Origin of the sequence: Paenibacillus foliorum, from assembly GCF_013141765.1 — a bacterium.
In the GTDB taxonomy this organism is placed as follows: Bacteria; Bacillota; Bacilli; order Paenibacillales; family NBRC-103111; genus Paenibacillus_S; species Paenibacillus_S foliorum.
In genome coordinates this window covers 29631-55636 of the sequence record NZ_WHOD01000113.1, presented here as the reverse complement: position 1 = coordinate 55636, position 26006 = coordinate 29631, and the positions used below count along the sequence as shown (strand labels likewise).

The following is a 26006-nucleotide window of genomic DNA, read 5'->3' as shown; positions in this document are numbered from 1 at the left end:
TCAGTGTTCAGTCAACAAATTTCTCAAAGTGGACCTTTTGATGCTTTTTTAAGCTCGCGCCAGGCCATTTGCAGCTGACTGTATGTCATTCGTCCAGGCCCGTTATGATATCGGATAGCTTCCAACAGCCGTACAAACCCAAGCAGCGCACTGCGTTGGGCATCCGTAGCAGTCGGCCTGGTTAGAAGATACTCTCGCATCGTCTGTGCCGAGTCCGCGGCTCCCCACCGCCTCTGCAGCTTGCTCCATAAGCGCTCTGATAAATGCACAGCAGTCCAAATCCTCACGCTTCCAGATAAGCTCAAAGATTCGCGGTTATCTGATTCTTGACGGAAGACAAAATTCGGCAAGCTGCGATTCCGGTTTATCCACATGTGGATAAACCAAATTAAAATAATTACAATTAATATACACAGGATTAAAGGTGACCACAGCTTCGTCCACAAAACTACACTGTGGAGAAGTGGGACCATTTCTCTGGCATATGTGAGTAATTCAGCAGCAAACCTGCGAACCATGGGGATAATCTGCCCCAGCGACGGTATCAATTGCATGAGGGCAGCGCTTCTTGATAGAGACTGCTCGCTATTTACTGCGTCTCCAACAACGCTGTCATGAGCAGAAGCCTTGTCAGCCGCGGTATTTATTTGTGGCACACCACTTACGTTAAAGCCAGGTGTAGGATCGAATTGTATCCACCCCGCTGTCGGAAAATAAACTTCTACCCACGAATGAGCATCCTTATTACGCACCTCTACTGTGTAAATAGAACCTTGAAGTGGAGTCGATAAGCTGCTCTGTTCCTCTGTTTTAAGGTCGATATCAGCCGATGTAGACTGATGCTTAGCGCCTTCGGCTTCCTCCTCTTTTTCAGAAGCAACCGATAGAGAAGCAGACTCTTCAACGGGATTTATCTGTTCCACTGCAATAACTTCACCCGGCGCAAAGCCCTTTACCCAGCGTGACGGAATTCCTACGGACCGAAGCATGACGACCATAGCTGAAGAAAAATGATCGCAATAGCCTACTCCCTGCTCAAACAGGAACTGATCCACCAAATCTTGTCCAGCCGAAGGCGGTCTGCTCCGTTCCATGCTGTAGGAGTAATTTTCCTTCAAAAATTGCTCCATAGCTTTTACCTTTTCGAAAGGTGCGTCTTTACTCTTTGTTATTTTTTCTGCCAACTCCGCAACTCGCGACGGAAGCCTGTCTGGAAGCTGTAGATAGGTGTTTTTGAAGGCATCCGTTAACACATAATCGACATATCTATCCGTCAAAGCCGGTATTGGATTCCAAGCTAGCACTTGAACTTTATACGATGCTAGCGGATCCGCCAAAGCTGGGAGGAGAACACGGTCTGTCAGCTTGTTTTTCCATATCCACTCTGGGGAAACCTGCTCTCCCTCTCTAGACTTAAGCTGGTCGATTTTAACTAAATCGCCACCTAGAAACAGCTGGCTGTCGAGTCCTTTTTGCCAGAGGGTCACCTCCTGATGCACGAGGGTTTTAGCAGTGCCGTTAGACGCCTGACCGTAAGAATCGGCGGCTGTGAGCGCGGAGTCCAGTAGGTTCTGAACAGGTTGGGAGTACGCTTGTACCCAGCCTTGTCCTGTATATATATTTTTGGCCTCGCCCCGCCAGTAGGTTAGCTGTGTTGTACGCGCTGTAAAAGCAAAGTGGTCATCAGGCTCCAATGGAAAGCCCAGCTTGGAATCATCTGCGCCGTAGCCTGTTTTATGTCCGTCATTCGAACTGCTTGATGCACTCCAGGCTGATAAGGGAAAAACCTGCTGCCATTTGTGTACATAATCGGACCACTCCACTGCCTTACCTTGCTGCGGATGCAGTCCGGCTCCTATCCATGCTCCCAGCAAGCATAAGCCTGCAACGACAAAGCTAGCTATCACAGAAGCCGCAGTTCCTCCTACAGTGCGATGATTGGCAAGCGGCTGGAATCGATTGGATTGCATAGGCAGCTTGCTTGACTGCAATCTTGAAGGGCTTGATTTAATAGTTGTATAGGGAAACCTGCTTGATCTAAAAAGCAAGCCTCGGGCGCCAGCCTCAATACGTGCCTCATCTTCGACTGGCTCCTGTTTCCAATGAAGCCACCGTTCGGCCTGAAGCGAGCCCTGCAGCAATAGCCCCGCTCCTGAAGCACTCAGCAAGGCATGTGACATGTCAATATCGAAGATCAGCTGCAGCAGCACCAGATAGAATAAGGTCATCATTACAAACCAACCGATCTGTTGGCGCTCAGAAGCGAACGATTGTATAACCCAAATGAAGAATGACCAGCCTCCTAGGAACAGCATGGTTCGAGTCACAGGCTCCAGCTCTGAGAGTCTTCCTTGCGAGATGTTGATAATATCTCCTGAGAGATCTCTCATCCAGCCCGCCCACCAGCTTCCATCAGGTACCCAGTGACCGCTATGCAGCACCGCTGCAGCTCCAACGATTATTACCACTTTTAACGGCCATGCTGCCCCTCCTGGTACGCGCAGCACATCAAGGGTCAGAAACAATCCAAACGCGATCAGAAAAGGAGTAATGCGGTACACTTCCGTGATATCAGATAATCGTTCTAATGGAATGATCCATTCACGAAGCAGCCAGAACAGCAACAGGGCAGATACAAGACGCGCTGCTGCTGGCCTACTGGAAGCCGCGTTAAATAACGGCGGCGGCTCGATTGGCATCTGCGACATCGCCTGCACCTCCTTCGGCGGTTCGGCGGCTCAGCACGCCGACCGCCGTAAACCGGCAGCGGGCGGCCTCAGCCTGCCGCCGCCACTGCTCCACGGCATCCGGCCCATCGGCCTCGCCGTGGATGTACACCAGCTGCACGGCGCGTGAGCGCAGCCGGCACAGCAAGTGCAGCAGCTGCTCATTCGGCTGCGCCGTGATGATGGCGACCCCGGCCCCCGGGCTGAGGTGCAGCGTTTCCCGCTGCACTAGCGCCGCCAGGGGGTGGTCGCCGTTGCACGGCAGCAGCGCGAGCAGCCGTAGCAGCTCAGGGAGGCGCTCTCGCCCCTGCGCCTCCAGGGCACGGCCTTGCCGATCCGACGCGGCAAGGCGCACGCTCAAGCCAAGCTCCAGCGCGCGCTTGGCCAGCCCTGCCGCGGCCTCGATGGCCGCTTCGAACGCCGCTGCGTTCGAGGGGCCTCCGGCCGCGTCGATACATATGAGCAGCCGGTCCGTACCGGGCTGCTCCGTCTCTTTCGCACGCAGGGCGCCTGCGCGCGCGGTCGCACGCCAGTGGATCCGGTTAAGCGGATCCCCCGGTGCGTAGGGGCGCGTCCCGTAGATCAACGGGGACGCGGCCTGGCGCTGCAGCTGCTGCTGCCGACTGTGGCGCTGGAGCGCCCCTCCCGCGCCTTTCAGGCCCTGCTGCAGCAGCCTTGGCCTGGGCAGCACCAGCAGCTCGTGCTGCCCAACTGGAACTCGACGGCTGATATGCAGCAGCCCGAATGCATCGCTTATGCTAACCTTCATCGCTTCCAGTCGGTACAATCCTCGCGGCAGACCCGGTAATACTATCGTTAGCTTGGAAGTACTTGATAAGGAGGATCGGTATGTATCCTTAAGCACGATCCTCTCCTCGCTTCCTATATGCCTCCAGATCTCCTCTATGGACAGCCAAGCAGAAGGAATCGATAATCTGCTAAATTGCAGCCGCAGCTCCATTATTATAGGCTCCCCGCTCCAGCAGCGGGAATGTTCTATGGACCGTTGAACTCGAAGCCTGGATGGTAAGCTCATATAGACCATTCCAAGATAAACCAGCAGCATGGCTATTCCATACATACAAAGCCATGCAGACCGCCCTCCTTCATGAATCCCCCAATAGGCTGCGGCCGATCCACAGAGAATAAGCATCAATAGATTCAACGCGTTAGTAATCATAACGTTGTCACCTACTGTGCCGGCGCATAACGCCGGGATGGTATCGGAGCACTAGCAAGAATTCCATTTAATACAGCTTCACAGCTTGTGTACGATAGTGCAGCGTCCGCCGAGAGCAGCAGCCGATGCGCCAGAACGGGCACAGTCAGCTGTTTTACATCATCAGGTATCACATAGCTGCGTCCGGACATGAACGCGCGGGCCTGTGCCGCTCGCATTAATGCAATCGAAGCACGGGGACTCGCCCCTAGCGCCAAATGGGGGTGCTGCCGTGAAGCCGTCGTTATCTGAACAATGTAGCTTTTAATAGCATCATCCACATGTACCCGCTGAGCATCTTTCTGCATGGTCATGAATTCTTCAGGCAGCAGCAGCGGCCGAAGCTGTGTAAGCGGGTGCCAATCCGCGACTCGGTTCAGCAGCTCAATCTCCTCGCCTGGCTCGGGATACCCCAGTCGAAGCTTCATAAAAAACCTATCCAACTGAGCTTCCGGCAGCAGAAAGGTTCCTTCAAACTCAAATGGATTTTGCGTAGCGAGGATAAAGAATGGCTCCGGCAGCGCATACGCCTCCCCGTCCACCGTTATACATTTCTCCTCCATGGCCTCCAGAAGGGCAGCCTGAGTTCTGGGGGTTGTCCTATTGAGCTCATCCGCCAATATCAGATTAGCCATTAAGGGACCTGGCCTAAATTCAAATCGCCCTGTCTGCTGATTATACATACTGCTTCCTGTCAAATCCGACGGCAGCAAATCCGGCGTACACTGAATTCTTTTAAAGCTGCAATCGATTGTTCTGGCTAGGGTGCGAACGAGCATGGTTTTGCCAACTCCCGGCACGTCCTCCAACAGCACATGTCCCCCGCATAAAAGAGCGATCAACAGCTTTTCTATGACTTCTCGCTTGCCTATGATGACTTTTTCCATTTGATAGATTATTCGTTCCAATACTTCTTGCGGCTTGTCAAAATAAGATGAATGCACCTGCATAAGCGAAATACCTCCTCATAAATCACACTCTATGATTCTAGTATTTCCAGTCTTTCGTTCCTTTAGACAATAAGGTTTATGAGCGCTTTAATAGGGTATTTAAAAGATTCTATGAACCTTGTCGAAATTTCCAAATTAATTTCGACTTCTTTTTCAGCGCAGTGTAATACACTGCAGTACCCCATTAATATATGGAAAGAAATACCTATATGACCTAGGGAAAAGAGGATCCAACATGTTTTCTTACAAAAAGCTTAAAGCCATCCACACTATGCTTTCGTTTACACTGCTTTTTAGCCTTCTAATGCCTTCATTCGCGCTAGGAGCGGAATCACAACCGCAGTTATTTTCAGATGTGAATGATTCATATGCAAAAACAGAAGTACAAGCCCTTGTAAACAGCGGGATTTTATCAGGCTACGAGGATGGCAGATTTAAGCCGCGTCAGGCCATGACACGTGCCGAAATGGCGAAAATTATCGTATTATCGCTTGGGTTAAAGGAGAATCCGAAGAAAGCGGTGATATTTATGGACGTAGCTCCTGATAGCTGGTTTCGCGGATATGTGGGTGCACTTGCCGAATCTGGCATAACCCAAGGAACCTCGGATAATCATTTTTCTCCTGAAGAAACCGTAACCCGTGAGGAGCTGGTAGTCTTTTTCATACGTGCCATGGGGTTGGAGGAGAATGCCAAGAAGCTGACAGAGACTGCCAAGCTGGCCGATATAAACGAAGTTTCGAGCTGGGCCAAGGCCCACGTTTCTCTTGCCTTCCAAATCGGTTTCATAAATGGCATTGAAAATAAAGACGGCACCTTGAAATTCTCTGCCAAAGAAAAGGCTGAACGTCAAGCTCTTGCGCGTTTGTGCTATGAACTCAAATCGAATAAGGCTGCCTATATAGAGAAAGCACAAGCCATGGTTCCTCTGCTTCCTCCAACCGAAGCTAAGGATACAAACTCAACACCACCCGTTCCAGAAACTCCGGCAGTAAGCGGTGGAGGAGGCGGTTCAAGCTCAAGAAACCCGAATACTGTCGCTACGGACCCGACCCAAGCCCTGCTGAACAGCGGTACCATCCATAATGGAAATGTTATTGTAGAAAAAAGCGGGAGCTATGGTCCAGCCAATGGAACAACGACTGTTAACGGGACACTGACTTTGAATCCTGGATTGGATGGCGAGGTCACTCTGCAAAATATTACGGCTAATGACCTAGTTGTTAAGTCCGGCTCGCAGCATACCGTAAAGCTTAAAGGTATACATGTACAAGGTACGCTTCAAGTAGACACAGGTCAGCAGACTTCCAAGGTGCGGATAGAGTCACTTGAAGGTACTGCAGTAGCATCTACGAGTTTGAAGTCTCAGGCTATCCTAGAACCTACAGCTGGATCTCTGGGAGATATTAAGGTTGATCCGGCAGCAGCAGGACAAGAGATTGAGCTTCGCGGAACCATTAACAGTGGAGTTACATTATCTGCTCCAGGAGCCAAGATTAAGCTTGCGGCACGCCAAAACGGCGAAGCTACAACGATTGCTGAGATGAAGGTGTTGGCCACAGCAGAAATCAACTCCGAAGAAAAGGCTTCCCTAACTAACATACATATTGGGGATAGTGCTAGTGTTTCCTTATCGGGAGCAGGCAGTGTCGAGAACGTCAAAGTCGCTGTTGGAACTACCAATGCTTCGGTAGAAATTAATAACCCTAATATTAAACATATTAAATTAGATGATAGTGCACAATTGAAAGGCGATCCCGCGAAGATGGGTCAAGTATCTATTGAGGCCGGAGAGGGTATTGAGGTTCTGGCTACCGATAACATTAAAACGATTCTAAGGATTGCAGCAATACGTAATGCCGTTTCCGCCATAACAGCGCTGCCCGATATCCGTAATGTAACCGTATATTCGGCACAGCTAGAGAGCACTATACTTTCTGCTTTCGGAAAAGCAACTGCGGCACTAGCATTAGGAGCAAGTGAAAATGAATTGCCGAGTTGGGCTCTACTCCAAACCGCAGCTGCCCAAATCATGAGTATACACACTGAATTAGAGTTGGCCCGAGATGATTTAAGCATTAGTTTCGCAGCTGGTGACAGCGAATCATCCGTCAGACAAGCGATGACTTTACCAAGCCGCATAAATGCTGATGCCACTGTAACTTGGGAATCAGACCAAGCCAAGGTTATCGATTCCAAAGGAAACGTGAACCGTCCGGAACCGGGACAAGCATCGCAAAAGGTACAGCTGACAGCAACCCTTTCAAATAGAGGCATTTCTGTAACTAAGAAATTCGCTCTAACCGTGCAACCCAAATCCAATAATTTGGAGATATCCAACCTATCTATTGGCCAGTATCTTAACGAAACCGAGCAATCCGTGCAGTCCTCCATTGCAGATATTAAACTGCGATTGGTTGGAGTGAGGCCTAACAGTACGAGTGACAGGGACGTTTTCAGCATCGATGGAGCTGCTTATCGAGTCGCTGTAACTAACGCAGTAACCAATGAGCCGATCATCCTTGACCATATGGAGCCTTTGCTGTCCAACGGAGTTCCGGTGATGAATGGAATTAAGATAGTAGCTGGATCTAGAGGTTCTAATCCTATGGTTGAAGCGGGAGAAACATACATCTTGCAGCTGCTCCATGCCCAAACTAATGAGATTGCAGTCAAAACTACATTCCAAGTTGGCATTTTCCCTACTAAAATAACCTTGTCCGATAACGATACAACTTATGGGGGAGTTGACGGCCGTGACTTTACGATAGGCTGGAAGCCAGCTCAATGGTCAGAAGCGGTCATGCAGAAGATATTTATTTTACCGGATGATATCCCATTAGTTACCAGCAAACAAACACCGGTTGCTATATTTAACAATAACACGGTCAATAGCTGGACAGGCAGTGCCCTGACAGCCGCAGACAGTATGGGGAATCCGCTCTCCAATAGAAATTATAAAATTTATGTACAAGCTGTAGATAGTGCAGGCAATACACAAAATTCGAACAAAGATTTTCGGCCGGTATCGGAATATTCCTTAATTAAAAATACTGGCTTCAGTACATCTGAGTTTTCCGACAATACAGTCCGAATGAATTTCGCAACAGTTGATTTTAATGAAAGTATTAGTTCAGCCCAGGTATCCGAAGGGTTCGGCCAAGTCACTTTTAATAGCAGCACTTACAAGCTCGGGATCTGGACCGGCGGTACAGATAATAAATGGATTCCGATCACGCAAATAGATACATGGAGAGATACCGGGGATTCGTTGAAGCTAACCGTAAATGCGGGTAAGGTAACTAAAGGCTCTACCTATGTAGTCCGTTTATTTACCGGTGAATCGGCTCATCCCGAATTTGTTGCAAGCAGCAGCTTTATTATGGGCTATCTAGCGTCCAGCCTTACAGTAGCAGACAATGATACGTTTAATCCCGGTGTAGACGGGAGCGATTTCTCAATAACCTGGAAGCCCTCCTCTTGGGTTGAAGCAGTGAAACAAGAAATTTACATTCTACCCCGACTGGCAGGATATGTGAACCGCACCAAACATACTCCTCTAGCTGTATTTAATGATCGTACAACGAAGGAATGGAGCGATCCCACTATTACCAAGGATAGCACGGGTAATTCTTTGTTAGCTACTGACTACACCGTGTACGTAGTTTCCGTTGCCAGTGACGGCAGGTATTATGCAGCGTCCAAATTTTTTACACCGACCTCAGAGTCCGGACCTTTGCAAATCATAAGCTCTGATTCATCCCTGCCCAATCGGGTGACAGTTCAGCTGAGCAAACAAGCAGCCTCAGTCTCCGCCGTGACTTACGAGGTAATTACGGATGGGAGTTCTTATAAAGTGGGAATCAAGCAGGATACTACGGATAATTGGCTTACATTGACTGCCCTTACAGGAGCCATTGCCCCTAACCCTGAATATATTACAATAGGCTACACTCTGAAGCATCCAGGATCTTATAAAGTGATCCTATACACAGGCACTCCGGGACAAGCTGATTTCAAAGTGGCTGCTGAAGGTGCATCATTATCCCTCTTATCATCCGGCGGCGGTTCTGGGAGTGCAGGAGGTGGGGGTGGTGCAAGCAATGGACTACCCGCTACCGTGACCAGCCTTGTATACTCCACACTCGGGTCCAATAGTGTTCAAATCTATTATCAGGTTGCTAATGGTAGAGTCGATTCCATTCAAACCTCAACCGATAGCGTTCATTGGAATACGGCAGTGGTGCAAGGAATTCTGCAAAATTCTGAAGCAACTCTTACTGTCCTACAGCTGTCGCCTGCAACGCCATACCACATCCGGTTGCAGATCACCGGCAATGACTCAGTAGTCGTCTACTCCAAGCCTATCGATTTTACTACAAGGTCTCAATAGATCAGACTCGGACTTCTATCTCTAAATCAATAGCATAAACTCAAGCCTCCTTTTATCCAGGAGGTTTTTTGTCATTTATTTTATCCTTGGAATATTTTGCAGTATCAGGTAATCTATAAGCAATGTAAGAGCTAGAACAACTACATCACGTAAATTATGACTGAGCGGAGTAAATGATTATGCCTAAATCAGCGGATTCAACAGATTCAGTTAACTCATTATCCCGAATCGTTCAAATCAAGCAGCGGCTGCTCGATGGAGAAGAACTTACTCTCCAAGAGCTATGCGATGCCTACGGGAAGCATGCAGAAACGATCAAGAAGGATATCTCCATTATCCGCAATGAATTAGCCCATAAGCCCATAGAGATTGAGTATAACCGTTTAAGGAAAAGCTACCGTCTGCTCGGGTCGGAGAGTGAGAACCATTTTATTAGTGCGCTTACCGTCTTGATGGTCTTGTATGGGTGCCGGGCTCTAAGCACAGAGGAAATGCAGCGCTTGGAAAGCTACGTGACGGACTCATTCTCCCCTCAGGTGCAGCAGCGGCTCAAAAAATATACCGGCAGCTTTCGTTTTCACTACAAGCCGATTTTGAATAAGAACATACTCGGAACCATAGAGGATTTGTTCCGCTGCATCGTAGAGCAGCATCCCCTTAGCATCACTTACCTAACGATTTTAAAAGAAATTGAACATCACGAGCTGCTCCCTTATACGTTAATGTTTAACGAAGGATATTTTTACTTGGCCGCCCTTCCCGTGGGGGAACCCTTGCAAGCTTGCAAAATTTATCGTATCGATCAAATCATGAATTATAAAATACATAAAGAGCAGTTTGAGACGCCTCAGCATGGGGACCGTTTTTTTAAACCTGGAGAATACGTCAATTTTTCTTTCATGATGCATTACGGTGAAATGAACAAAGTCATCCGTTTGAAAATGCTTCCTTTTATCGAATCGTATTTTTTAGCCAAATTTCCGGTTAACCGGCTTATCGAAAGTAATGAGGAATGGATTATTTATGAATGTACGGTTGCTCATGAGGAAAGCGCGCTATTCTGGATTTTTTCAGAGCGTCAGTGGGTGGAGGTCCTGTCTCCCATTTCCTTGCGTGAAAAGATGAAGTCTACTCTAACAGAAATGATGAAAATATATGAATGACTCATGCCCCACCCGACCTACTGCCCACTAGAATCCATACGTGAATGCATATCCACCGGTAAGCGCAACCTCGACCTGCATTCGCCCGTTGTCTTTGTCCACTCCATACGAGACGATGTGGCTGCCCAGCAGCTCTACCGTCTTGCGAAGCGGCACGTATACCGTCCCATCCCTTAGCTCCATCTGAGGTAAATGGTAGACGGTCTGCTTCCCACCCTGATTCACGCGCATTTCATGATGTGAAAAATCATATTCAATCACTCGTGATCCATAATGAACGGCAGCTGTATGCTGACCCTCACGCCATTCTGCATGACCTCCCATAGCTTCTATCAGATTACGTACCGGTACCAGGTTATGCCCATCGATCATCCGATATTTGCCTGGTTCAAAGAGCAGCTTACCGCTGCCCAGAATAATCTCCAATGGCGCGAACGGCATCGATTGGTTTCCCACATTTCTATTATTCCCTTCGAATGCCGTCCCCTTCAACACCTGTTGCTCCTGTACACTCCATACTTCCTCAGCTGGCCCTTGCACTTGCAATCCTCCCGCTTCTTGTTGTGTCGATCCCTGTTCTTGTTCGGCGTTCCATTCTTCAAATACAAGCCGCTGCTCTCCCGCTTCAGCTGACAGTTTATTGTGCAAGGCTTGCCCAACTGACCGGTTCCATTTGATTTTACCTGCTGAGAAATGCACTGGCTTCACCTGTGGGCTGAGCGGAGCGAAGGCGTACCCTTTGGCCTTAAACAATCGGATAATATCAGGCAGCGCCTTCACCGTTTGCTCATGCCCAGTCCCATCATGCATTAGCAAAATCACCTCATCTCCAAATGGACCGTTTTTTACAGTCTGGATGATTTCGCTTGCTGGAACCCCCACTCTTTTGGAATCCCCACTGTCGACATTCCAATCATGCACCTCGAATCCCGCTTGATCTAAATAATAATAGTAAAATGCATCAAAATTACCGAACGTCCCCCCAGGTGCTCGCACCAACTTTGTTCTCACATCTGCCGCTTCATCCAATGCTTGCTCAGTTTGCTCAATCTGCTTCCAGAACGTCGCAACACTGCTATACAGCTCGTTATATTTATGATTGTAAGTATGATTACCTATCGCATGCCCATCCTTAACAGCCTGCCGCACCTTCTCTGGATAGGTCTCGACCTGTTCACCCAGCATAAAGAAGGTTGCCAGCACACCCTCTTCCCGCAAAATATCCAACACCCTGTCTGTCAGCTTACTTGGCCCGTCATCAAACGTTAAATATACCGTGGGTTGCTCCGGCTTCACATAAGCTTTATCCGTCCATATCCGCTTTCCGGATTTTAATTGCTCGTAAGTCTCCTGTCTCTCTTCATCATTGGCTGCGGCATTCGCCTTAGAAACCGGTTCCATAAAATAAATCATGACAAGCATCAAGCTGAGAAACAGGCTGATACGCCGGAATAGATGAACATGAGACAAGCTAGGCATGATGAATCCCTCCGCATAATCTATTAATTTCAACTATCAGACTATATGGGAGGTTTACTGATCGTATGCATGAATTATTTTTTACAATTTCGAGCTCTTTGTCTAAACCCTTCAAATGAAAATACAAAAAAGCCGAAGTGGAATCTGCAGCAGCAAATTCTTCTTCGGCATTATTTTTCATAGATCATTCCTTAGCGGCTAATTTCCGGATATCGTCCATCGGCAATTCGAGCGTTTCAGCTACTTCTTCAGGTGTGAACCCTTTATTGAGCATTTTAAGAACCGCTTTTTCTATGCCTTTTTCTATTCCTTCCTCATAAGCCCATTTCTTCCAAGCCAGCATTAGTTCCATAAGCGTTTCACCTTCTTCCGGGTATTGTTCTCTAAATTCACGGAGAATCGATTCTTCCTGCTCTTTATTGGGATCAAAATACATATCGGCTACAGAAATGATAAGCGCAATCCGCGCTTCATCCAGCTTCTTTTGCAATCGTAATATCATGCGCAAGTAGGCAAATCTCACCTCGCGCTTTTCTTTCTTAGCATAACCCATGAATGTCATGCCCAGGAATAGCCATGGAGAGCGTGTTCGGTTCATCCCTAATATTCAAAAAGACCTGATCGCATCACTGCGCCAAGTCCCTTATCTTCATTTGCCTATGAATTTCAATTTGCCTTTTGCATCAACTCATGCAAATTATTAATAGAGCGAGTTGAAGCTTGCTGCTGATCTTCATTCCCCTCGTACTCCACAGCCAGCCAACCGTCATAATCAACAGCCTTCAGCTGTGACAGTATGAGTGGCAAATTTACATCCCCTTCTCCTGGCGCTTGACCTGCATAAATGGCTCCGCTTAGTGATGTATATGTTTTTCCCTGCTGCTCATCAGGCGTTACCTTCTTGAAATCTTTCAAATGAACATGAGATATAACAGGCAGTAATTGCTCAATTGCGGCACTTGGATTTTCGTCCACCAACAGGAAGTTTCCCGTATCAAATGTGCTTCTTAATGCATGCGAGCCAACCTCTCGGATAATGTCGTTAACCTGGCTGGCTTTTCCTGCAAAATGTCCGTGGTTTTCCAAGCACAGTGTTATATCTCTCTCCTCGGCATAAGCCGCCGCTTCCTTCAGCCCCTCGATAATCCACACCTTAGCTTCCTCGAAGGTCAACCCCTCAGAGGGGTCTCCTGAAAATATTCGAACCACCTCCGCACCCAGCAGGGCCGCCATATCCACACTTGTCAAAATATCTTGAACCTGCGTTTTGCGCTTTGCTTCATCCCGTTCAGCCAGATTATTACATGCACCGAAGCAGGCCAGCTTCAGGTTATTCCTCTGCAGCGCCTCATGCACCTGCGGGATATCCGTCTCGGCATTCCAAAACATACTTAACAGCTCCACACCAGCAGCTTGGGTAGTTCCAACGAAATCAATAAAATCTGCATTTGACCATGTTTTGTTATAAAAGTTTTGATGGCAGCTCCACACACTTAATGCTATTTTCATCTCAAGACTCCCTCTCCTCTGCCATTATTTAAAAGCATTAATAAAGGAAACCGCTTTGCGAATATCCGTCTCCGGTTGATTGCCAACTTCGCGTTCAATAGTCAAATAACCCGAATAACCAATCTCCTGAAGCGCAGCAAAATACTCTTTAAACGGAACTTTCCCCTCACCTAGAGGCACTTCTCTGAAGGCTTGACCGTCGGAGCCCATCTCAGCAATTTTTTGATGATCCATCTTTTCATAGCCGAGAAAGCCGTATATTTCCCTAGGATCGACTTCGCGGAGGCGCACTCCATCTTTAACATGGGTGTGGACGATATAATCTTTTAGAATATGAACTCCCTGCACCGGATCATCTCCTGTCACCATCACCATGTTGGCGGGGTCAAAATTAACGGATACTCCATTAACGGTGAGCGAGTCCAGAAAAGCTTTCAAATGCGCCGCCTTCTCCGGACCGGTTTCGATCGCGAAATAAGCGTCCATGCTACGTGCATAATTGCTCAGTTCCTCACAAGCAGCTTGCATCGAATCATACACCTCATGCTGCGTATCGTCAGGCACAATTCCGATATGGGTCGTCACGATGTTTGTTCCAAGCTCCATGGCCAGATCGAGAATTCGTTTCGATTTCTCCACTTTCTCGTGATTGGCTTTGCGATCCTGGAAGCCATGCCCACCCAAATCACCGCAAAGCGCTGAAATCTCCAAACCTAGCGAATCGATGTAGCTTTTGAGCTCCTTGCGTGCCTGAGCCGGCAGATTGGCAGGATCCATCTCCCCGCTCACCGCATAAATTTGAACACCCTGCGCACCTACATCCTTAGCTTTTAAGAGTCCTGAACGCACTCCAATTCCGAAGCTGTCTACAATAACGCCGATTTTATTAGTTAACTTCACAGTAACTCATCCTTTCTTCCCCGAACCTAAAGTTAAATGGGACAAACCATGTAGCTATGCCTCTCTTTAGGAGACTCCTTGCACGGGCTGTGTGCCCAAAATTACCATTGTATTTCTTTGCCTTCGGCCGCTGACTGATAGATTCCACACAAAATTTTCAGCATCTCCACGCCATCCTCTACCGGGCTAAGCAATTCGGCTTTACCTTGGCAGCATTCGATGAAATGGTTAATTTCAGCTTTAAAGGCTTGCTGAAACTCGAAGCTAGGCTGGTCAATTTGCGGTGTAACGTTCAAAATGGTTTCATGCTTTTCCGTAATAATCTGCAGCTCAGGCTCAATCTCAGCCCCACCGTTTTCACCGTAAATCTTGACGGTCAGCTCATCTTTTTTGGCATGCAGCGTGAAGCTGACATCCACGAACAAAGATGCCCCATTTTCAAACCGAATTAGCGCATTCGCTAAATCTTCCACATCGTTTTTGTCAGCATCGTAATCCGCCGCTTTATAAAAAGCTAAATTCTCAATATGCTTACGATTGCCGAGCTTTCGGTATGTATTTCCGCTAACGGATTTAACCTTAGGCTTGCCCATCAAATACCAGCATAGATCAATGATATGAACTCCAAGATCGATCAAGGGCCCACCGCCAGAACGCTCGCTATCCGCGAACCATCCGCCAGGATTGCCTAACCGGCGCAAGCAGGAGGCTTTTGCATAATAAATATCCCCAAGCTCACCCGCGTCGATAAATTTACGCAGTGTCTGTACATTTTGTCCGAATCGCCTTACATAACCAACCTGCAGCAGCTTACCTGTTCGCCGTACCGCTTCCTCGACCCTCAGCGCCTCTTCCACCGTTTTACAGAGAGGCTTTTCGCATAGCACATGCTTGCCTGCTTCCAGCGCAGCGATACTGATCTCTGCATGGGTGTTGTTCCAGGTGCAGATGCTAACCGCGTCGATTTCTGGGTCGGCCAACATCTCCTTGTAGTCGGTGAAGGTTTTGGAAGCTTTAAATTGTGCAGCCTTTTCCTTCGCCCTCTCCCCATTGAGGTCACAAATCGCAACCAGCTCAACATCCGGATTGGCCGCATAAGCCGTTAAATGAACATTCGAAATAGATCCCGCGCCAATGACGGCGACTCTTACTTTAGACATGTGTTATCGTTCCTCTCCATGGTGGGCGTTACCGCTTGGAAATCTCTTTTCCAAACAGCGCTTTCAAGATACAATTAAATGAATGAGCATGTTGCATATGTTCATACCAAACTACTGATATGAAGCATACAAGGATCATAGTAAACCAACCATACCATGCATCGGAGGCAGACGTGAATGTACAAAGTAACAAGTTTCATGGACTATATGATCAGTCCTGTTCCGATTCGTATCATCGATCGCAAGGTAGATAAAAGCAAGCTAAACCTGAAGACATTAACCGTCACCAACGTCGGGCATTTGCCTGGCAGAACTCTTAGAAGGACCGCAGCTACTTTTCAAACATGGGCACTTGTATATATAACGGGCGGGCGGGGCTACTACCAAGTAAATGACGGAGTAAATCAACCCGTAGAAGCAGGGAGCTTGTTCTGGTTTTATCCGGATGCTGTCTTTGAGTATGGCCCTGAGGTTAACGGCTATTGGGATGAATATTATTTCAATATGGAGGGTGAGCGGGTAAAGGAATGGTTGGAGTATTGGCCCATTCATCCTGGGAGGGTCACTCAGGTCGGGACGGATGATTCTTTACAAAATAAAATTGATCGCATCTTCATGCTCATGGAGAACGGGTCGCCTGTAAATGTGGACCGTGCCTCGCTGCTGCTTGAATCCCTGCTATACGAGTTTATTTGGAGTGCAAACCAAATTCCCGAAAGCGGCAAGTCCCAGCAAATGATCCATATTCTCGAGGATATATCCAATTCGCTGCTCCAACCAATCGATGCCGCCGAATTAGCCAAACGCCATCACATCTCACTTTCCACGCTACGGCGCAGCATCGGCGAGTATACCGGATATCCTCTCAATGAATACATCCACCGGCTGAAGGCCGCGGAAGCCAAAAACATATTATTAAACACGGACCTGACCATCAAAGAAATTTCCGATACATTAGGCTATAAGGATGTTTTCTACTTCTCACGGCTTTTCAAGAAATATGTGGGGCTGGCTCCGAACGTTTATCGCAAGAATATGTGAGATTTATTTTCACCAAAAAAAAGACAGGTCTCCTGTAAGCATTTCTGCTTAAGAAAACCTGTCCTTTTCTACATTTCCTTCAAAGCCTGCAATACTTCCGCTGCGTGATTCTTCACCCTCACCTTGCGCCATTCCTTAACGAGCTTGCCGCTCTCATCCAATAAGAAGGTTGAGCGCACAACTCCCATATACTCTTTACCATACAGCTTTTTAAGCTGCCATATACCGAATAGCTCGCAAACCTGGTGATCCGGATCGGACAGCAGTAGAAACGGCAGCTCGTATTTCGCTATAAATTTGTCGTGCTTCTTCAGGTCATCGGGGCTTATTCCGATCACCTCAGCATTCAATTGTGCAAACTGACCGTTAAAATCACGAAAATCACAAGCTTCCTGTGTACAGCTCGGAGTCATATCGGCTGGATAAAAATAGATCACAAGCCTCTTCCCTCTGTACTGCTCCAAGGAAACCTCCTGTCCATTGCTGGCCGAAAGCGTAAAATCTGGTACCACTTGACCTATCTCTATGTGAGCCAAAATTCTCAAATCCTTCCTAACCTTACTCCGGCTTATCTGCCGTCGCTTTAAAGCCCTTGAGCGAGGCCTGCAGCTTAGCCTCTGCCTCTGCGTTTGCCTGCAGCGGCTTATCCGATCTTACAGCCATCGCTGCCTTTACCAGCATCTGCTCCGGCATGTAGCCTTCCTTCTGGTTATCCGCCGTCACTGCTAAAATCAAATTATAGTCAGGAATGACGAAAATCCGTTGGCCTCCCGACCCTGATGCATAGAATACATCGTGATCCAGAACTTCATTCTGTTCATTGGATATCGGCTTAAGCCACCAAAAATATCCGTAACCGCCGTGTGTGCCATCTATGATAGGCTGTTCTACTTTCTGCTGTACAGAAGCCTCCACCCATTTGCTCGGCACAATTTCTTTGTTTTCCCATTGCCCCTTATGCAAATACATGAGTCCGAACTTAGCCATATCTCTTGTCGTTAGCTGCAAGGACCATCCACCGACAGCGACTCCTTGTGGATCGACGCCCCATGCCGCATTACTTATCCCCAAGGGGTCGAAAAGCTTGGATTTAGCATAATAATTAATCGGAATTCCGAGTGCTTCTTGCAGGATCCCAGACATTAAGTGAGAGCTGCCGTTACTGTAATTAAACACCGTACCCGGTTGAGCCACAACAGGCTTATCAATCACATACTTAATCCAATTAGGAGAATCGGCCATCTCATTGGATGAGCGATCCCCCTTATTATCCCACTCTAACCCTGAGGTCATTGTAAGTATGTTGCCTATTGTGATGTTGGCTTTCTTCTCATCCTTCTGAACCTCGGGGAAAAAATCCTTAAGCTTCTGGTCGACTCCCTTTAGGATGCCTTCTTGGATAGCCATACCGGTAATCGCTGAAGTAACACTTTTCGTTACCGAGTACATCGGCTGGCGCTTATCCGCATCTGTCTCTTGATTATATCCCTCAGCTAGTAAATAGCCATCTCGGATGAGAGCAAAGCTGTGCAGATTATGCCCTTTAAATTGCTCTACCATCTCGGCAAGTGCCGCTGAATCGACACCATGCTCCTCAGGCTTTGCGGTTTTCCAGCCTTTGGTAGGCCAATAGTCAAGAGGTTTCACTTGTTCGATGGATTGAATCACTTGCTCGCTGGAATAGGCGTTTTGCGACGACGAAGCATTTACAGGTGAGGCCTTTTTTGCTTGCCCGCATGCTGTCGTTGTCGCCATCATACAGCATAATAGAAGCAATCCGCTCTTTTGCGGTAGACGACTGCTTCGTTTTTGTGCAGCTTCTGTATCCGAATTTTTCGCTTCTTTTTTATCTAAAGGTTTCATCTCCGTGCTCCCTCCTGAGTCTCTATATATCAAATTATAGAGTACCGCCTAGGAAAAAAGGTGAAGAAACTATGATATTTAGCTAAAAGTTTGCTTAAAATTAGCTGAATTTTTACTGAAAAAACTTCTCTTAGAATTGCCACGTACCACGTTACTGACGTAGATTTCCTTTTTCTATCGCAGCTTTCCCTGACCCTTAAGAACCAGCGCCGCGGTAACGCTTGATTCCAAAATTCCATACAGCAAGCGCAAACGCCAGGAACACCAAACCAACAAGCGGCGTCAGCAGCGCGAAGGTCCCCCAATGCTCACGATCGAGAAAGTAAGCGGCAGGATAGAAGCCGACGAAGCCGAATGGCAGCACCCAAGTCAACAAAAAGCCAAGCAGCTTGTTATAAATCGTCATCGGGTACCGGCCATAGTTTTGCAAATTCCATAGCAGCGGTAAAATTCCCGTCGGCGAATCTGAGAAAAACGACAATGAAGTGAAGAAAATGTACACTCCTCCGTAGATCATAATGGAGCCCAATACAAGCAGCACGAGCACGAACGGATCATACCAGGTCAGACTAAGACCCAAGTGCGTCCAGGAATATATCATGATCGCAAATCCGGTCAAGGCGCTGAACAGCGAGGATGGGTCCATATTTTCCAGCATAAGCTGTACCAGATTATAGGCTGGTCTTGTTAGGATACGGTCCAGCTCGCCTTTCACAATATATCGTTCCGTAAATCCCCACAGGTTAAAAAAGGTAATAAAAATACCGTAGGGCACCATAAAATAGCCATAAACAAATAAAATTTGATGCTCATTCCATTCGCCAATCTGCTGAGTATGCTGGAACACGACCAGAATGAAAAACAAATTCAAACCATTAAACAACAGATCCGATAACACTTCGATCCAGAAATCGGAACGGTAGGACAAGCGCGTTTTCATATAATTTTTTAAATAATCGATTAGTAAGCCTGCATAAAACATCCCATTAACCTCCCTGCACGAACAGCCGTGTCCGTGCGCCGCGCCATAGCAGGTAGAGCGGAACGATCAGCAGGACAAACCATAGAAGCTGTACGCCGAACACCTGGTAAACCGCGCTGCCGCTTACTTTTCCTGTAAACACAGCGCCCGGCAAATACGTTATCGCTTGAAAAGGAAGCAGCTTCAAGATACCTTCCGCCCAGCCTGGGAAGAATGACATCGGCACCACTAACCCTGAAAACAGATCGACCACGACTCTCTTCATGCGCATCATGCCTTCGTTATTTTCAAGAAAGAACGCGAATAAGCCTGTAATAATATTGATCTGCGAATTAATAAGAAAGCTCAAAAACAGCATCAACAGGAAAACTCCCCAAACCTCAGGATCGGTAGGAAGCTTGACCGGAATCAAGAACGAAATGACGAACATTCCAGGCACAGAGAACAGGAAGAAACGGAATATACCTTCTCCCAGGCCCTGCATCATTTTTACAATGATATAATTGTAGGGACGAATAAACTGAATGGCAACACTGCCATCCTTGATTTCATTCGCGATCTCCCTGTCCAAATTATTGAAATAGAAGGCACGCGCCATCCAGGATACGGCAACGTATGTAGTAATCTGGGCTACAGTCATCCCGCCCAGCATTTCGTTCGTACCATAAATAGCTTTCCATAGGAAATAATACGCTCCAATGTTGAGCGCGTAGATAATGATGCCGCTGTAATAATTGACCCGGTAAGCCAGCATCATTAAGAAGCGGATGCGAATCATGTCGATATAAGCGCTATACATGTACGGCCTCTTCCTGTTCCTCCTGGGACACTTGTCCGAGGCTGCGGCGGTTTTCGGCATCAGCCGAACCTGATTTATAGATTTCACGAACTATGTCATCTGTATTCGTCTCAACGATTTTGATATCTTCGATATTCATCACACCAACTACGCGGCTGAGCACCTCGGATACATTGGCTTTCTGCTGCGGGATCCATACACGGGCAATAAGATCGTTTTCGAGCGACCAAGCAACCTCAAGCCCTTGGGTCAGCCCTTGCAGCCGCTCAAGCGTTACGGGTTCGGTAAACTGAAGGATCACCTCTTTACCCTTGCCCCACTTCGCCTTCAGCTCTTCCAAGCCGCCGTCATAAATAATTCGCCCATCGTCAAGCATAATAACACGGGAACAAAGCGCTTCAATATCCTGAAGATCATGCGTAGTTAGCAGAATGGTCGTCTCATAGCGTTGATTCATCGATTTCAAAAACTCGCGAATCTCGGTCTTAACTACAATATCCAGCCCGATGGTCGGCTCATCCAGAAACACGATTTGCGGATTATGCAGCAATGATGCCGCTAGCTCGCAGCGCATACGTTGTCCTAAGCTCAGCTTCCGTACAGGGCGGGTTAACAGCTCAGCCAGTTCTAATCGCTGAACCAGCTCATCCAGCCGCTCCTTGAAGTCAGCTTCTGAGACACGGTACACCTTTTTCAACAGCTGAAAGGATTCAATAACACCGATATCCCACCAAAGCTGGCTCCTTTGACCGAATACTACGCCAATATGCTGAACGAAAGCTTCCCTATCTTTATAAGGTACGTAGCCATTTACCCGGATGTCACCGGAGGTCGGAACCAGAATGCCGGTTAACATTTTGATCGTAGTGGACTTGCCTGCTCCATTCTCACCAATGTAACCGCAAATTTCCCCTTTTGGAATTTGAAAACTAATGTCTTTTACAGCTGTGACTTGGTTATACTCTCGATTAAACAGGTCGCGCAAAGCTCCTTTTAGGCCTTCACGGCTCTTTTGAACTTTGAACTCCTTTCGCAGATCCTTCACATCAATAGCTAGCATATGTTCCTCCTGATGGTTTTTTTAAATTACGACAGACCTCCACAAGCACAAAGGGGGATTGCAATGTTCCTTCTCAGCTTATTTTGTCCGATTATGTTGAAACTTGATATAAATTAAGCAAACAAACTATAATAATTATAAGAGGCCATGCATTGAATGCCGCAGCGTCCCAGCCTACCATCTGATTCAATTCTAAGCGGCTCCTTTACCTGAAAAAGTTTCCACTAGCCATTCATGTATGATCCCGCAGCATTGTCAAACGCTATATGCATTATGATACACGAACCCATCGCAAAGGAAAAGAAACAGACACTTGATGAAAGGGGTGGATCAATTGGCTAGAAAACTAAAATGGTCATTGCTGTCGATAGGTATACTGCTCTTTGGGATAGTCGGATATTATACATATGCATTTGTAAACTTCAGCAATAATATACAAAGCAAGCCGGAAGGCAGTAAATTTTTTAATACCCTATCAACCCACAACATTTCAAAAACAGGCGAAACCTTCACTCCTCCCAAATGGGAAGGCAAACAGCGAGTGAATGTGCTGCTGCTTGGTGGAGATTCCCGTGGCATGAAAAAGAATGAGGTACCGCGCTCAGACACGTTAATCGTAGCCTCTATTGACCCAACTACCAAGAAAGCGTACTTGTTCTCTATCTTACGTGATACGTATGTGAAAATTCCAGGCTCTGGCGAAGACCGTATCAATGCAGCCTTGGCACTCGGCGGTCCAAATTTGGCTATGAAAACCGTGGGAGACCTTCTTGGCATTCCTGTGCAATACTATGTTTATACCGACTTTAAAGGCTTTATGGCTCTCGTTGATGCCATAGACGGTATAGATATCGATGTAGAAAAAAACATGAAGTACTCGGACTCCGAGGATGGTCATGAATACGATATTAATCTTAAAAAAGGGATGCAGCATTTGGATGGCAAATTGGCGCTTCAGTATGTTCGGTTCCGGCATGATGCATTAAGCGATTTTGCACGAACAGAGCGGCAAAGGAATTTTATGCAGGCCGTTGCCCAAAAGATGCAAAGCACCTCATCCATCATTAAGCTTCCGAAAATTTTGAGCAGTATAGATCCTTATATTGAAACTAATCTTACCACAACCGATATGCTAAAGCTCGGAAGCTTGGGCTACGAGGCTAAAACTGAAGGAATGGTAAGTCAACAAATCCCTCCTTCCGAGCTGCTGATTGAGAAGCGGGTAGGCAGTGCAGAAGTCATCTCTGTAAACCGCGATAAGCTGCAAGCCTATATTCAGGCATTATTCAACGGAACTGATCCTTCCACAGCAGCAGCGGGAGTAAAAGAAAGTCAGAAGAGCAGTTCGTCCAAGGTTACGCCAAGCTCAAACATAGGCATTAAAAGCACTGCAACAAGCCCTCCGCCCGCAGACGGCACAAAAAGCAGTGGGGCCGGCTCTTTGCCTAACAACAGCCTAAAAACCGGTACAGCAGGAGCGCCCCCCTTAACTGGGGCCAAACTAGACGGCTCTGGTACAACGCCTGTAGCCGTACCTAATAAGCCTAGCAGCAATACTTCGACTGCCTCTGACTCTAAACCAACTGCAAATGACAAGCCTAATAGCGGAGCAAGCAGCTCACCAACTGCAGGTGAAAAAACAATCAGTACGGGATCGCCCCCGATTATAGGTGGCAAAAGCAGTGGGCAAAGCCAATCACCCCCTGCAGGCGAAAAAAACATCAACTCAGGCCCTCCCACTACAGATAGCAAAAACGGTGGGCCGAGCAATGCTCATACTGGAGCCAAGCCGGGAGAGGCAACTACTATACCTGCCGCTGACGGAAAACAAGGCAATGCTATTACGACTCCTGCCAGTGGATCGAAAAACAACGGAACGAACGGAACCGGAACCCCCGCCCCCTGATCAAGCTTTAGGCGAATGGGGGGAATTTGATAATAGACAGTAATAAGAACAACATCAATACCAAAATGACAAATAATATCTGACAAGCACTTATGCAATTCCTTTTAATAGGAAGGGGCTGATCGAAATGATCCCTATTTATACGGTTGATGCATTCACCGCTACTCCTTTTACTGGAAATCCCGCAGCGATCTGTATTCTCGATGAATTTCCTGAAGATGATCGTTGGCTGCAGCAGGTCGCTGCTGAAACTAATTTATCGGAGACTGCCTTTCTAGTTGACATGGGCAGCGGAAGCTACAAGCTCCGGTGGTTTACACCGAAATATGAAGTGGATTTATGCGGCCACGCCACATTAGCAAGCGCTCAAGTGCTCTGGGAAACCGGTGAAGCTTACCGCTTTAAACATTTGCGCTTCCATACCAAGAGCGGAGTGTTGACTGCAAAGCGGTTAGATGATGGAATTGAACTGAACTTTCCGTCAGAGCCTCCATCCCCTGCTGAAATGCCGCAAGTTTTAGTCGAAGCATTGAATGGAATTATTCCTTCTGCGGTTTATCGTAACAGGCTGGATTATATTATTGAGCTCGAATCGGAAGCTTCTATAAGAGCACTAAAACCAGATTTCAAAAAGCTGAAGGAGCTTCCAGCTCGGGGACTTATCGTAACAAGCCTTTCGGACCATGAAGATTTCGATTTTGTTGCCCGCTGCTTCTACTCTCCAATCGGCATCGATGAAGATCCAGTTACCGGTTCAGCCTATTGTGGGCTAGTCCCTTATTGGCAGGACAAGCTGAGAAAAAGCACCTTCACAGCTGCACAGCTGTCAGAAAGAGGCGGCCTTCTCAGGCTGCAAATGGCGGGTGACCGCGTTCTTATCAGGGGACAAGCCGTTATTATCGTCAAAGGACTGATCATGCGTTAGCATTTATAGTATAAAAGAGGAGTTTTTTTCGTATGACTAAACAATCCATTGAATCTATTACAAAACCCCGCTCTGAGGTGCTTTATAAGGAAGCGCTGCAGCATATTGTAGGGGGCGTTAACAGCCCATCCCGCTCCTTTAAAGCAGTTGGCGGCGGTGCCCCTGTCTTTATGAAACGAGGTAAAGGAGCCTACTTCTGGGACGAGGATGGCAACCGCTACATCGATTACTTAGCCGCATATGGCCCTATTATCCTGGGTCATGCCCACCCGAAGGTAACAGCTGCTATATGCCATGCTGCGGAGAACGGTACCCTGTTCGGCACACCTACTGAGCTAGAAATCGAATTCGCTCAGTTGATCAAGGCAGCCATTCCTTCGCTCGATAAGGTACGTTTCGTCAACTCCGGTACGGAAGCTGTGATGACGACCATTCGAGTCGCCCGCGCTTATACAGGGCGTAATAAGATTATTAAGTTCGCCGGCTGTTATCACGGCCATTCTGACCTCGTGCTGGTTGCAGCGGGCTCAGGCCCATCGACGCTTGGGATTCCTGATAGCGCGGGTGTACCGTCAAGCATCGCAAGCGAAGTCATCACTGTGCCGTATAACAGCGTAGAGGCACTGGAAGCTGCACTAGATCGGTGGGGCAACGAAATCGCCGCTGTCATGGTTGAACCCATCGTGGGCAACTTCGGCATGGTCATGCCAAAGCCGGGCTTCCTCGAAGGGCTATGCGCCGCAGCGCGGCGGAACGGCTCCCTCGTCATCTATGACGAGGTGATCACAGCGTTCCGCTTTCATTACGGCGCAGCGCAAACCTTCGATGGCCTGGAGGCGCCTAGCCTCGCGGCCATCGAGCCAGACCTCACGGCCCTGGGCAAAATCATCGGCGGTGGACTGCCGATTGGCGCCTACGGGGGCCGCAAGGACATCATGGAGCAGGTAGCGCCCCTTGGCCCCGCTTATCAAGCGGGGACGATGGCAGGCAACCCTGCGTCGATTTCTGCAGGCATTGCATGCCTGCAGGCACTGCAAGAGCCGGGTCTGTACGACCGGCTCAACAAGCTCGCGGCCGGACTCGAAGCCGGCCTGGCGGCAGCCGCGCGCGAGCACGGTATCGCGCTGACGATCAACCGCATCCGAGGGTCGCTGTCTACCCACTTCTGCAGCCATCCCGTAAGCGACTACGAAGAAGCGCAGGATACGGACGGTGAGCAGTTCGCCCGCTTCTTCCGACTGATGCTCGATCAAGGCATCTGTCTCGCTCCTTCCAAGTATGAGGCATGGTTTATGACATCTGCCCATACCGATGACGACATTGCCGCTACAATAGCAGCGGCAGAGCGTGCTTTTGCCGTAATGGCCCAGGATCCTATCAGCTCGTCAATTCTTAAAAAATAGCAAGATACTGAGTACATGTGTCAAACTTCTTTTGTTCTACTTAAATAGAAAGGCGGCTTGCATGTGGAGCCTCCTTTTTTTGTAAAATTAGGTAAGTCTTTATTCTCTACTTTGCTCAGAGTTGTTCGACACACTCCCTCAAGATTCGTCACAGCCGTTTATCCATGCGAATTTGACGATTTACCCAATGCCTTTACCCCTAGATTGTTAATCACTTCAAACAACCAATCCAGCCAAAGACGAACCATTTCCTAATGATTCCATTTGTTCGTTCGTCTTTACAAAAAAGCACCACACTGCTTTATTTTCCCTTTATTCACCATTTATGCACATTAGGGAACGCTTTCATTTATTCTTTCTCCATAATGCTCTATTGTGCAGCTAATCAATTCGTGATATTCTATACATACTCTATTTTTCAAAAAAATCGGCTAAACGTAAGGTTTTTGACCTAAAAACCATACCGATAAGAGCTCATTTTGTCGAGGTGAGCACATTATTTTTTGTTGTTACAGCACACACAATCTT

Annotated in this window: 19 protein-coding genes and 1 pseudogene; 6 read left to right on the top strand and 14 right to left on the bottom strand. The window is 47.7% G+C overall.

Annotated features, from left to right (window positions below):
- Positions 1-23: 23 nt before the first annotated feature.
- The 4 genes from GC093_RS30515 to GC093_RS30500 form a co-directional block, all read right to left on the bottom strand.
- On the bottom strand, positions 24-2708 hold the full coding sequence (locus GC093_RS30515) for a transglutaminase-like domain-containing protein (protein ID WP_171655718.1): 2685 nt from the start codon (positions 2706-2708) through the stop codon (positions 24-26).
- Positions 2671-3513 (bottom strand): DUF58 domain-containing protein, encoded by an 843-nt coding sequence (locus tag GC093_RS30510; protein WP_216624934.1) that lies wholly within the window; start codon positions 3511-3513, stop codon positions 2671-2673. Before GC093_RS30510 ends, GC093_RS30515 begins: the two co-directional genes overlap by 38 nt.
- 151 nt (positions 3514-3664) lie before the next feature.
- A complete protein-coding gene (locus tag GC093_RS30505) occupies positions 3665-3817 on the bottom strand; it encodes a hypothetical protein (RefSeq protein ID WP_171655716.1) in 153 nt (50 codons plus the stop codon).
- Between the two features lie 100 nt (positions 3818-3917).
- A complete protein-coding gene (locus GC093_RS30500) occupies positions 3918-4895 on the bottom strand; it encodes an AAA family ATPase (protein ID WP_171655715.1) in 978 nt (325 codons plus the stop codon).
- Positions 4896-5130: 235 nt separating this feature from the next.
- On the opposite strand from GC093_RS30500, the gene GC093_RS30495 reads away from it, so the two are divergent.
- Both GC093_RS30495 and GC093_RS30490 read left to right on the top strand, forming a co-directional pair.
- On the top strand, positions 5131-9288 hold the full coding sequence (locus tag GC093_RS30495) for an S-layer homology domain-containing protein (RefSeq protein ID WP_171655714.1): 4158 nt from the start codon (positions 5131-5133) through the stop codon (positions 9286-9288).
- A 179-nt stretch (positions 9289-9467) separates the two neighbouring features.
- Positions 9468-10451 carry a helix-turn-helix transcriptional regulator gene (locus tag GC093_RS30490; RefSeq protein WP_171655713.1) on the top strand — a complete coding sequence of 328 codons (984 nt, stop codon included), beginning with the start codon at positions 9468-9470 and terminating at the stop codon, positions 10449-10451.
- Between the two features lie 27 nt (positions 10452-10478).
- On the opposite strand, the gene GC093_RS30485 is transcribed toward GC093_RS30490, so the two are convergent.
- From GC093_RS30485 to GC093_RS30465, 5 genes are all read right to left on the bottom strand, one after another.
- Positions 10479-11930 (bottom strand): polysaccharide deacetylase family protein, encoded by a 1452-nt coding sequence (locus GC093_RS30485; RefSeq protein ID WP_171655712.1) that lies wholly within the window; start codon positions 11928-11930, stop codon positions 10479-10481.
- Positions 11931-12114: 184 nt separating this feature from the next.
- Positions 12115-12432 carry a hypothetical protein gene (locus tag GC093_RS30480; RefSeq protein ID WP_216624932.1) on the bottom strand — a complete coding sequence of 106 codons (318 nt, stop codon included), beginning with the start codon at positions 12430-12432 and terminating at the stop codon, positions 12115-12117.
- Positions 12433-12596: 164 nt separating this feature from the next.
- The gene (locus tag GC093_RS30475) at positions 12597-13439 is read right to left on the bottom strand and encodes a sugar phosphate isomerase/epimerase family protein (protein ID WP_171655710.1); all 843 of its coding nucleotides are present in this window, start codon (positions 13437-13439) and stop codon (positions 12597-12599) included.
- A gap of 24 nt (positions 13440-13463) precedes the next feature.
- Entirely contained in the window at positions 13464-14339 is an 876-nt protein-coding gene (locus tag GC093_RS30470; RefSeq protein ID WP_171655709.1) for a sugar phosphate isomerase/epimerase family protein, read from the bottom strand.
- Between the two features lie 101 nt (positions 14340-14440).
- On the bottom strand, positions 14441-15499 hold the full coding sequence (locus tag GC093_RS30465; RefSeq protein WP_171655708.1) for a Gfo/Idh/MocA family protein: 1059 nt from the start codon (positions 15497-15499) through the stop codon (positions 14441-14443).
- Positions 15500-15676: 177 nt separating this feature from the next.
- Between GC093_RS30465 and GC093_RS30460 the strand changes: the two genes are divergently transcribed.
- Positions 15677-16540 (top strand): AraC family transcriptional regulator, encoded by an 864-nt coding sequence (locus GC093_RS30460; RefSeq protein WP_246315708.1) that lies wholly within the window; start codon positions 15677-15679, stop codon positions 16538-16540.
- A 68-nt stretch (positions 16541-16608) separates the two neighbouring features.
- Here GC093_RS30460 and bcp read toward each other — a convergent pair whose 3' ends face one another.
- The 5 genes from bcp to GC093_RS30435 all read right to left on the bottom strand — a co-directional run bounded on the left by bcp (position 16609) and on the right by GC093_RS30435 (position 21244).
- A complete protein-coding gene (bcp, locus tag GC093_RS30455) occupies positions 16609-17076 on the bottom strand; it encodes a thioredoxin-dependent thiol peroxidase (RefSeq protein WP_171655707.1) in 468 nt (155 codons plus the stop codon).
- 22 nt (positions 17077-17098) lie between these two features.
- On the bottom strand, positions 17099-18403 hold the full coding sequence (locus GC093_RS30450; protein WP_171655706.1) for a serine hydrolase domain-containing protein: 1305 nt from the start codon (positions 18401-18403) through the stop codon (positions 17099-17101).
- Between the two features lie 196 nt (positions 18404-18599).
- Positions 18600-19385 carry an ABC transporter permease gene (locus tag GC093_RS30445; RefSeq protein ID WP_171655705.1) on the bottom strand — a complete coding sequence of 262 codons (786 nt, stop codon included), beginning with the start codon at positions 19383-19385 and terminating at the stop codon, positions 18600-18602.
- A 4-nt stretch (positions 19386-19389) separates the two neighbouring features.
- Entirely contained in the window at positions 19390-20184 is a 795-nt protein-coding gene (locus tag GC093_RS30440) for an ABC transporter permease (protein ID WP_171655704.1), read from the bottom strand.
- A complete protein-coding gene (locus GC093_RS30435) occupies positions 20177-21244 on the bottom strand; it encodes an ABC transporter ATP-binding protein (RefSeq protein WP_171655703.1) in 1068 nt (355 codons plus the stop codon). The genes GC093_RS30440 and GC093_RS30435 overlap by 8 nt, the downstream gene beginning before the upstream one ends.
- A gap of 316 nt (positions 21245-21560) precedes the next feature.
- Between GC093_RS30435 and GC093_RS36200 the strand changes: the two are divergent.
- The 3 genes and pseudogenes from GC093_RS36200 to GC093_RS30420 all read left to right on the top strand — a co-directional run.
- A pseudogene (locus tag GC093_RS36200) lies at positions 21561-22667 on the top strand (LCP family protein); the annotation flags it as partial.
- 610 nt (positions 22668-23277) lie between these two features.
- On the top strand, positions 23278-24075 hold the full coding sequence (locus GC093_RS30425) for a PhzF family protein (protein ID WP_171655701.1): 798 nt from the start codon (positions 23278-23280) through the stop codon (positions 24073-24075).
- A gap of 32 nt (positions 24076-24107) precedes the next feature.
- On the top strand, positions 24108-25478 hold the full coding sequence (locus GC093_RS30420) for a glutamate-1-semialdehyde 2,1-aminomutase (protein ID WP_171655700.1): 1371 nt from the start codon (positions 24108-24110) through the stop codon (positions 25476-25478).
- Positions 25479-26006: the final 528 nt, after the last annotated feature.

Coding starts and splice junctions, on each gene's coding strand:
- GC093_RS30505 (WP_171655716.1), bottom strand. CDS start 3,817: ATGGCTTTGTATGTATGGAATAGCCATGCTGCTGGTTTATCTTGGAAT.
- GC093_RS30435 (WP_171655703.1), bottom strand. CDS start 21,244: ATGCTAGCTATTGATGTGAAGGATCTGCGAAAGGAGTTCAAAGTTCAA.
- GC093_RS30450 (WP_171655706.1), bottom strand. CDS start 18,403: ATGAAACCTTTAGATAAAAAAGAAGCGAAAAATTCGGATACAGAAGCT.
- GC093_RS30475 (WP_171655710.1), bottom strand. CDS start 13,439: ATGAAAATAGCATTAAGTGTGTGGAGCTGCCATCAAAACTTTTATAAC.
- GC093_RS30500 (WP_171655715.1), bottom strand. CDS start 4,895: ATGCAGGTGCATTCATCTTATTTTGACAAGCCGCAAGAAGTATTGGAA.
- GC093_RS30465 (WP_171655708.1), bottom strand. CDS start 15,499: ATGTCTAAAGTAAGAGTCGCCGTCATTGGCGCGGGATCTATTTCGAAT.
- GC093_RS30495 (WP_171655714.1), top strand. CDS start 5,131: ATGTTTTCTTACAAAAAGCTTAAAGCCATCCACACTATGCTTTCGTTT.
- GC093_RS30440 (WP_171655704.1), bottom strand. CDS start 20,184: ATGTATAGCGCTTATATCGACATGATTCGCATCCGCTTCTTAATGATG.
- GC093_RS30445 (WP_171655705.1), bottom strand. CDS start 19,385: ATGTTTTATGCAGGCTTACTAATCGATTATTTAAAAAATTATATGAAA.
- GC093_RS30485 (WP_171655712.1), bottom strand. CDS start 11,930: ATGCCTAGCTTGTCTCATGTTCATCTATTCCGGCGTATCAGCCTGTTT.
- GC093_RS30460 (WP_246315708.1), top strand. CDS start 15,677: ATGTACAAAGTAACAAGTTTCATGGACTATATGATCAGTCCTGTTCCG.
- GC093_RS30420 (WP_171655700.1), top strand. CDS start 24,108: ATGACTAAACAATCCATTGAATCTATTACAAAACCCCGCTCTGAGGTG.
- GC093_RS30515 (WP_171655718.1), bottom strand. CDS start 2,708: ATGTCGCAGATGCCAATCGAGCCGCCGCCGTTATTTAACGCGGCTTCC.
- GC093_RS30480 (WP_216624932.1), bottom strand. CDS start 12,432: ATGATATTACGATTGCAAAAGAAGCTGGATGAAGCGCGGATTGCGCTT.
- GC093_RS30425 (WP_171655701.1), top strand. CDS start 23,278: ATGATCCCTATTTATACGGTTGATGCATTCACCGCTACTCCTTTTACT.
- GC093_RS30490 (WP_171655713.1), top strand. CDS start 9,468: ATGCCTAAATCAGCGGATTCAACAGATTCAGTTAACTCATTATCCCGA.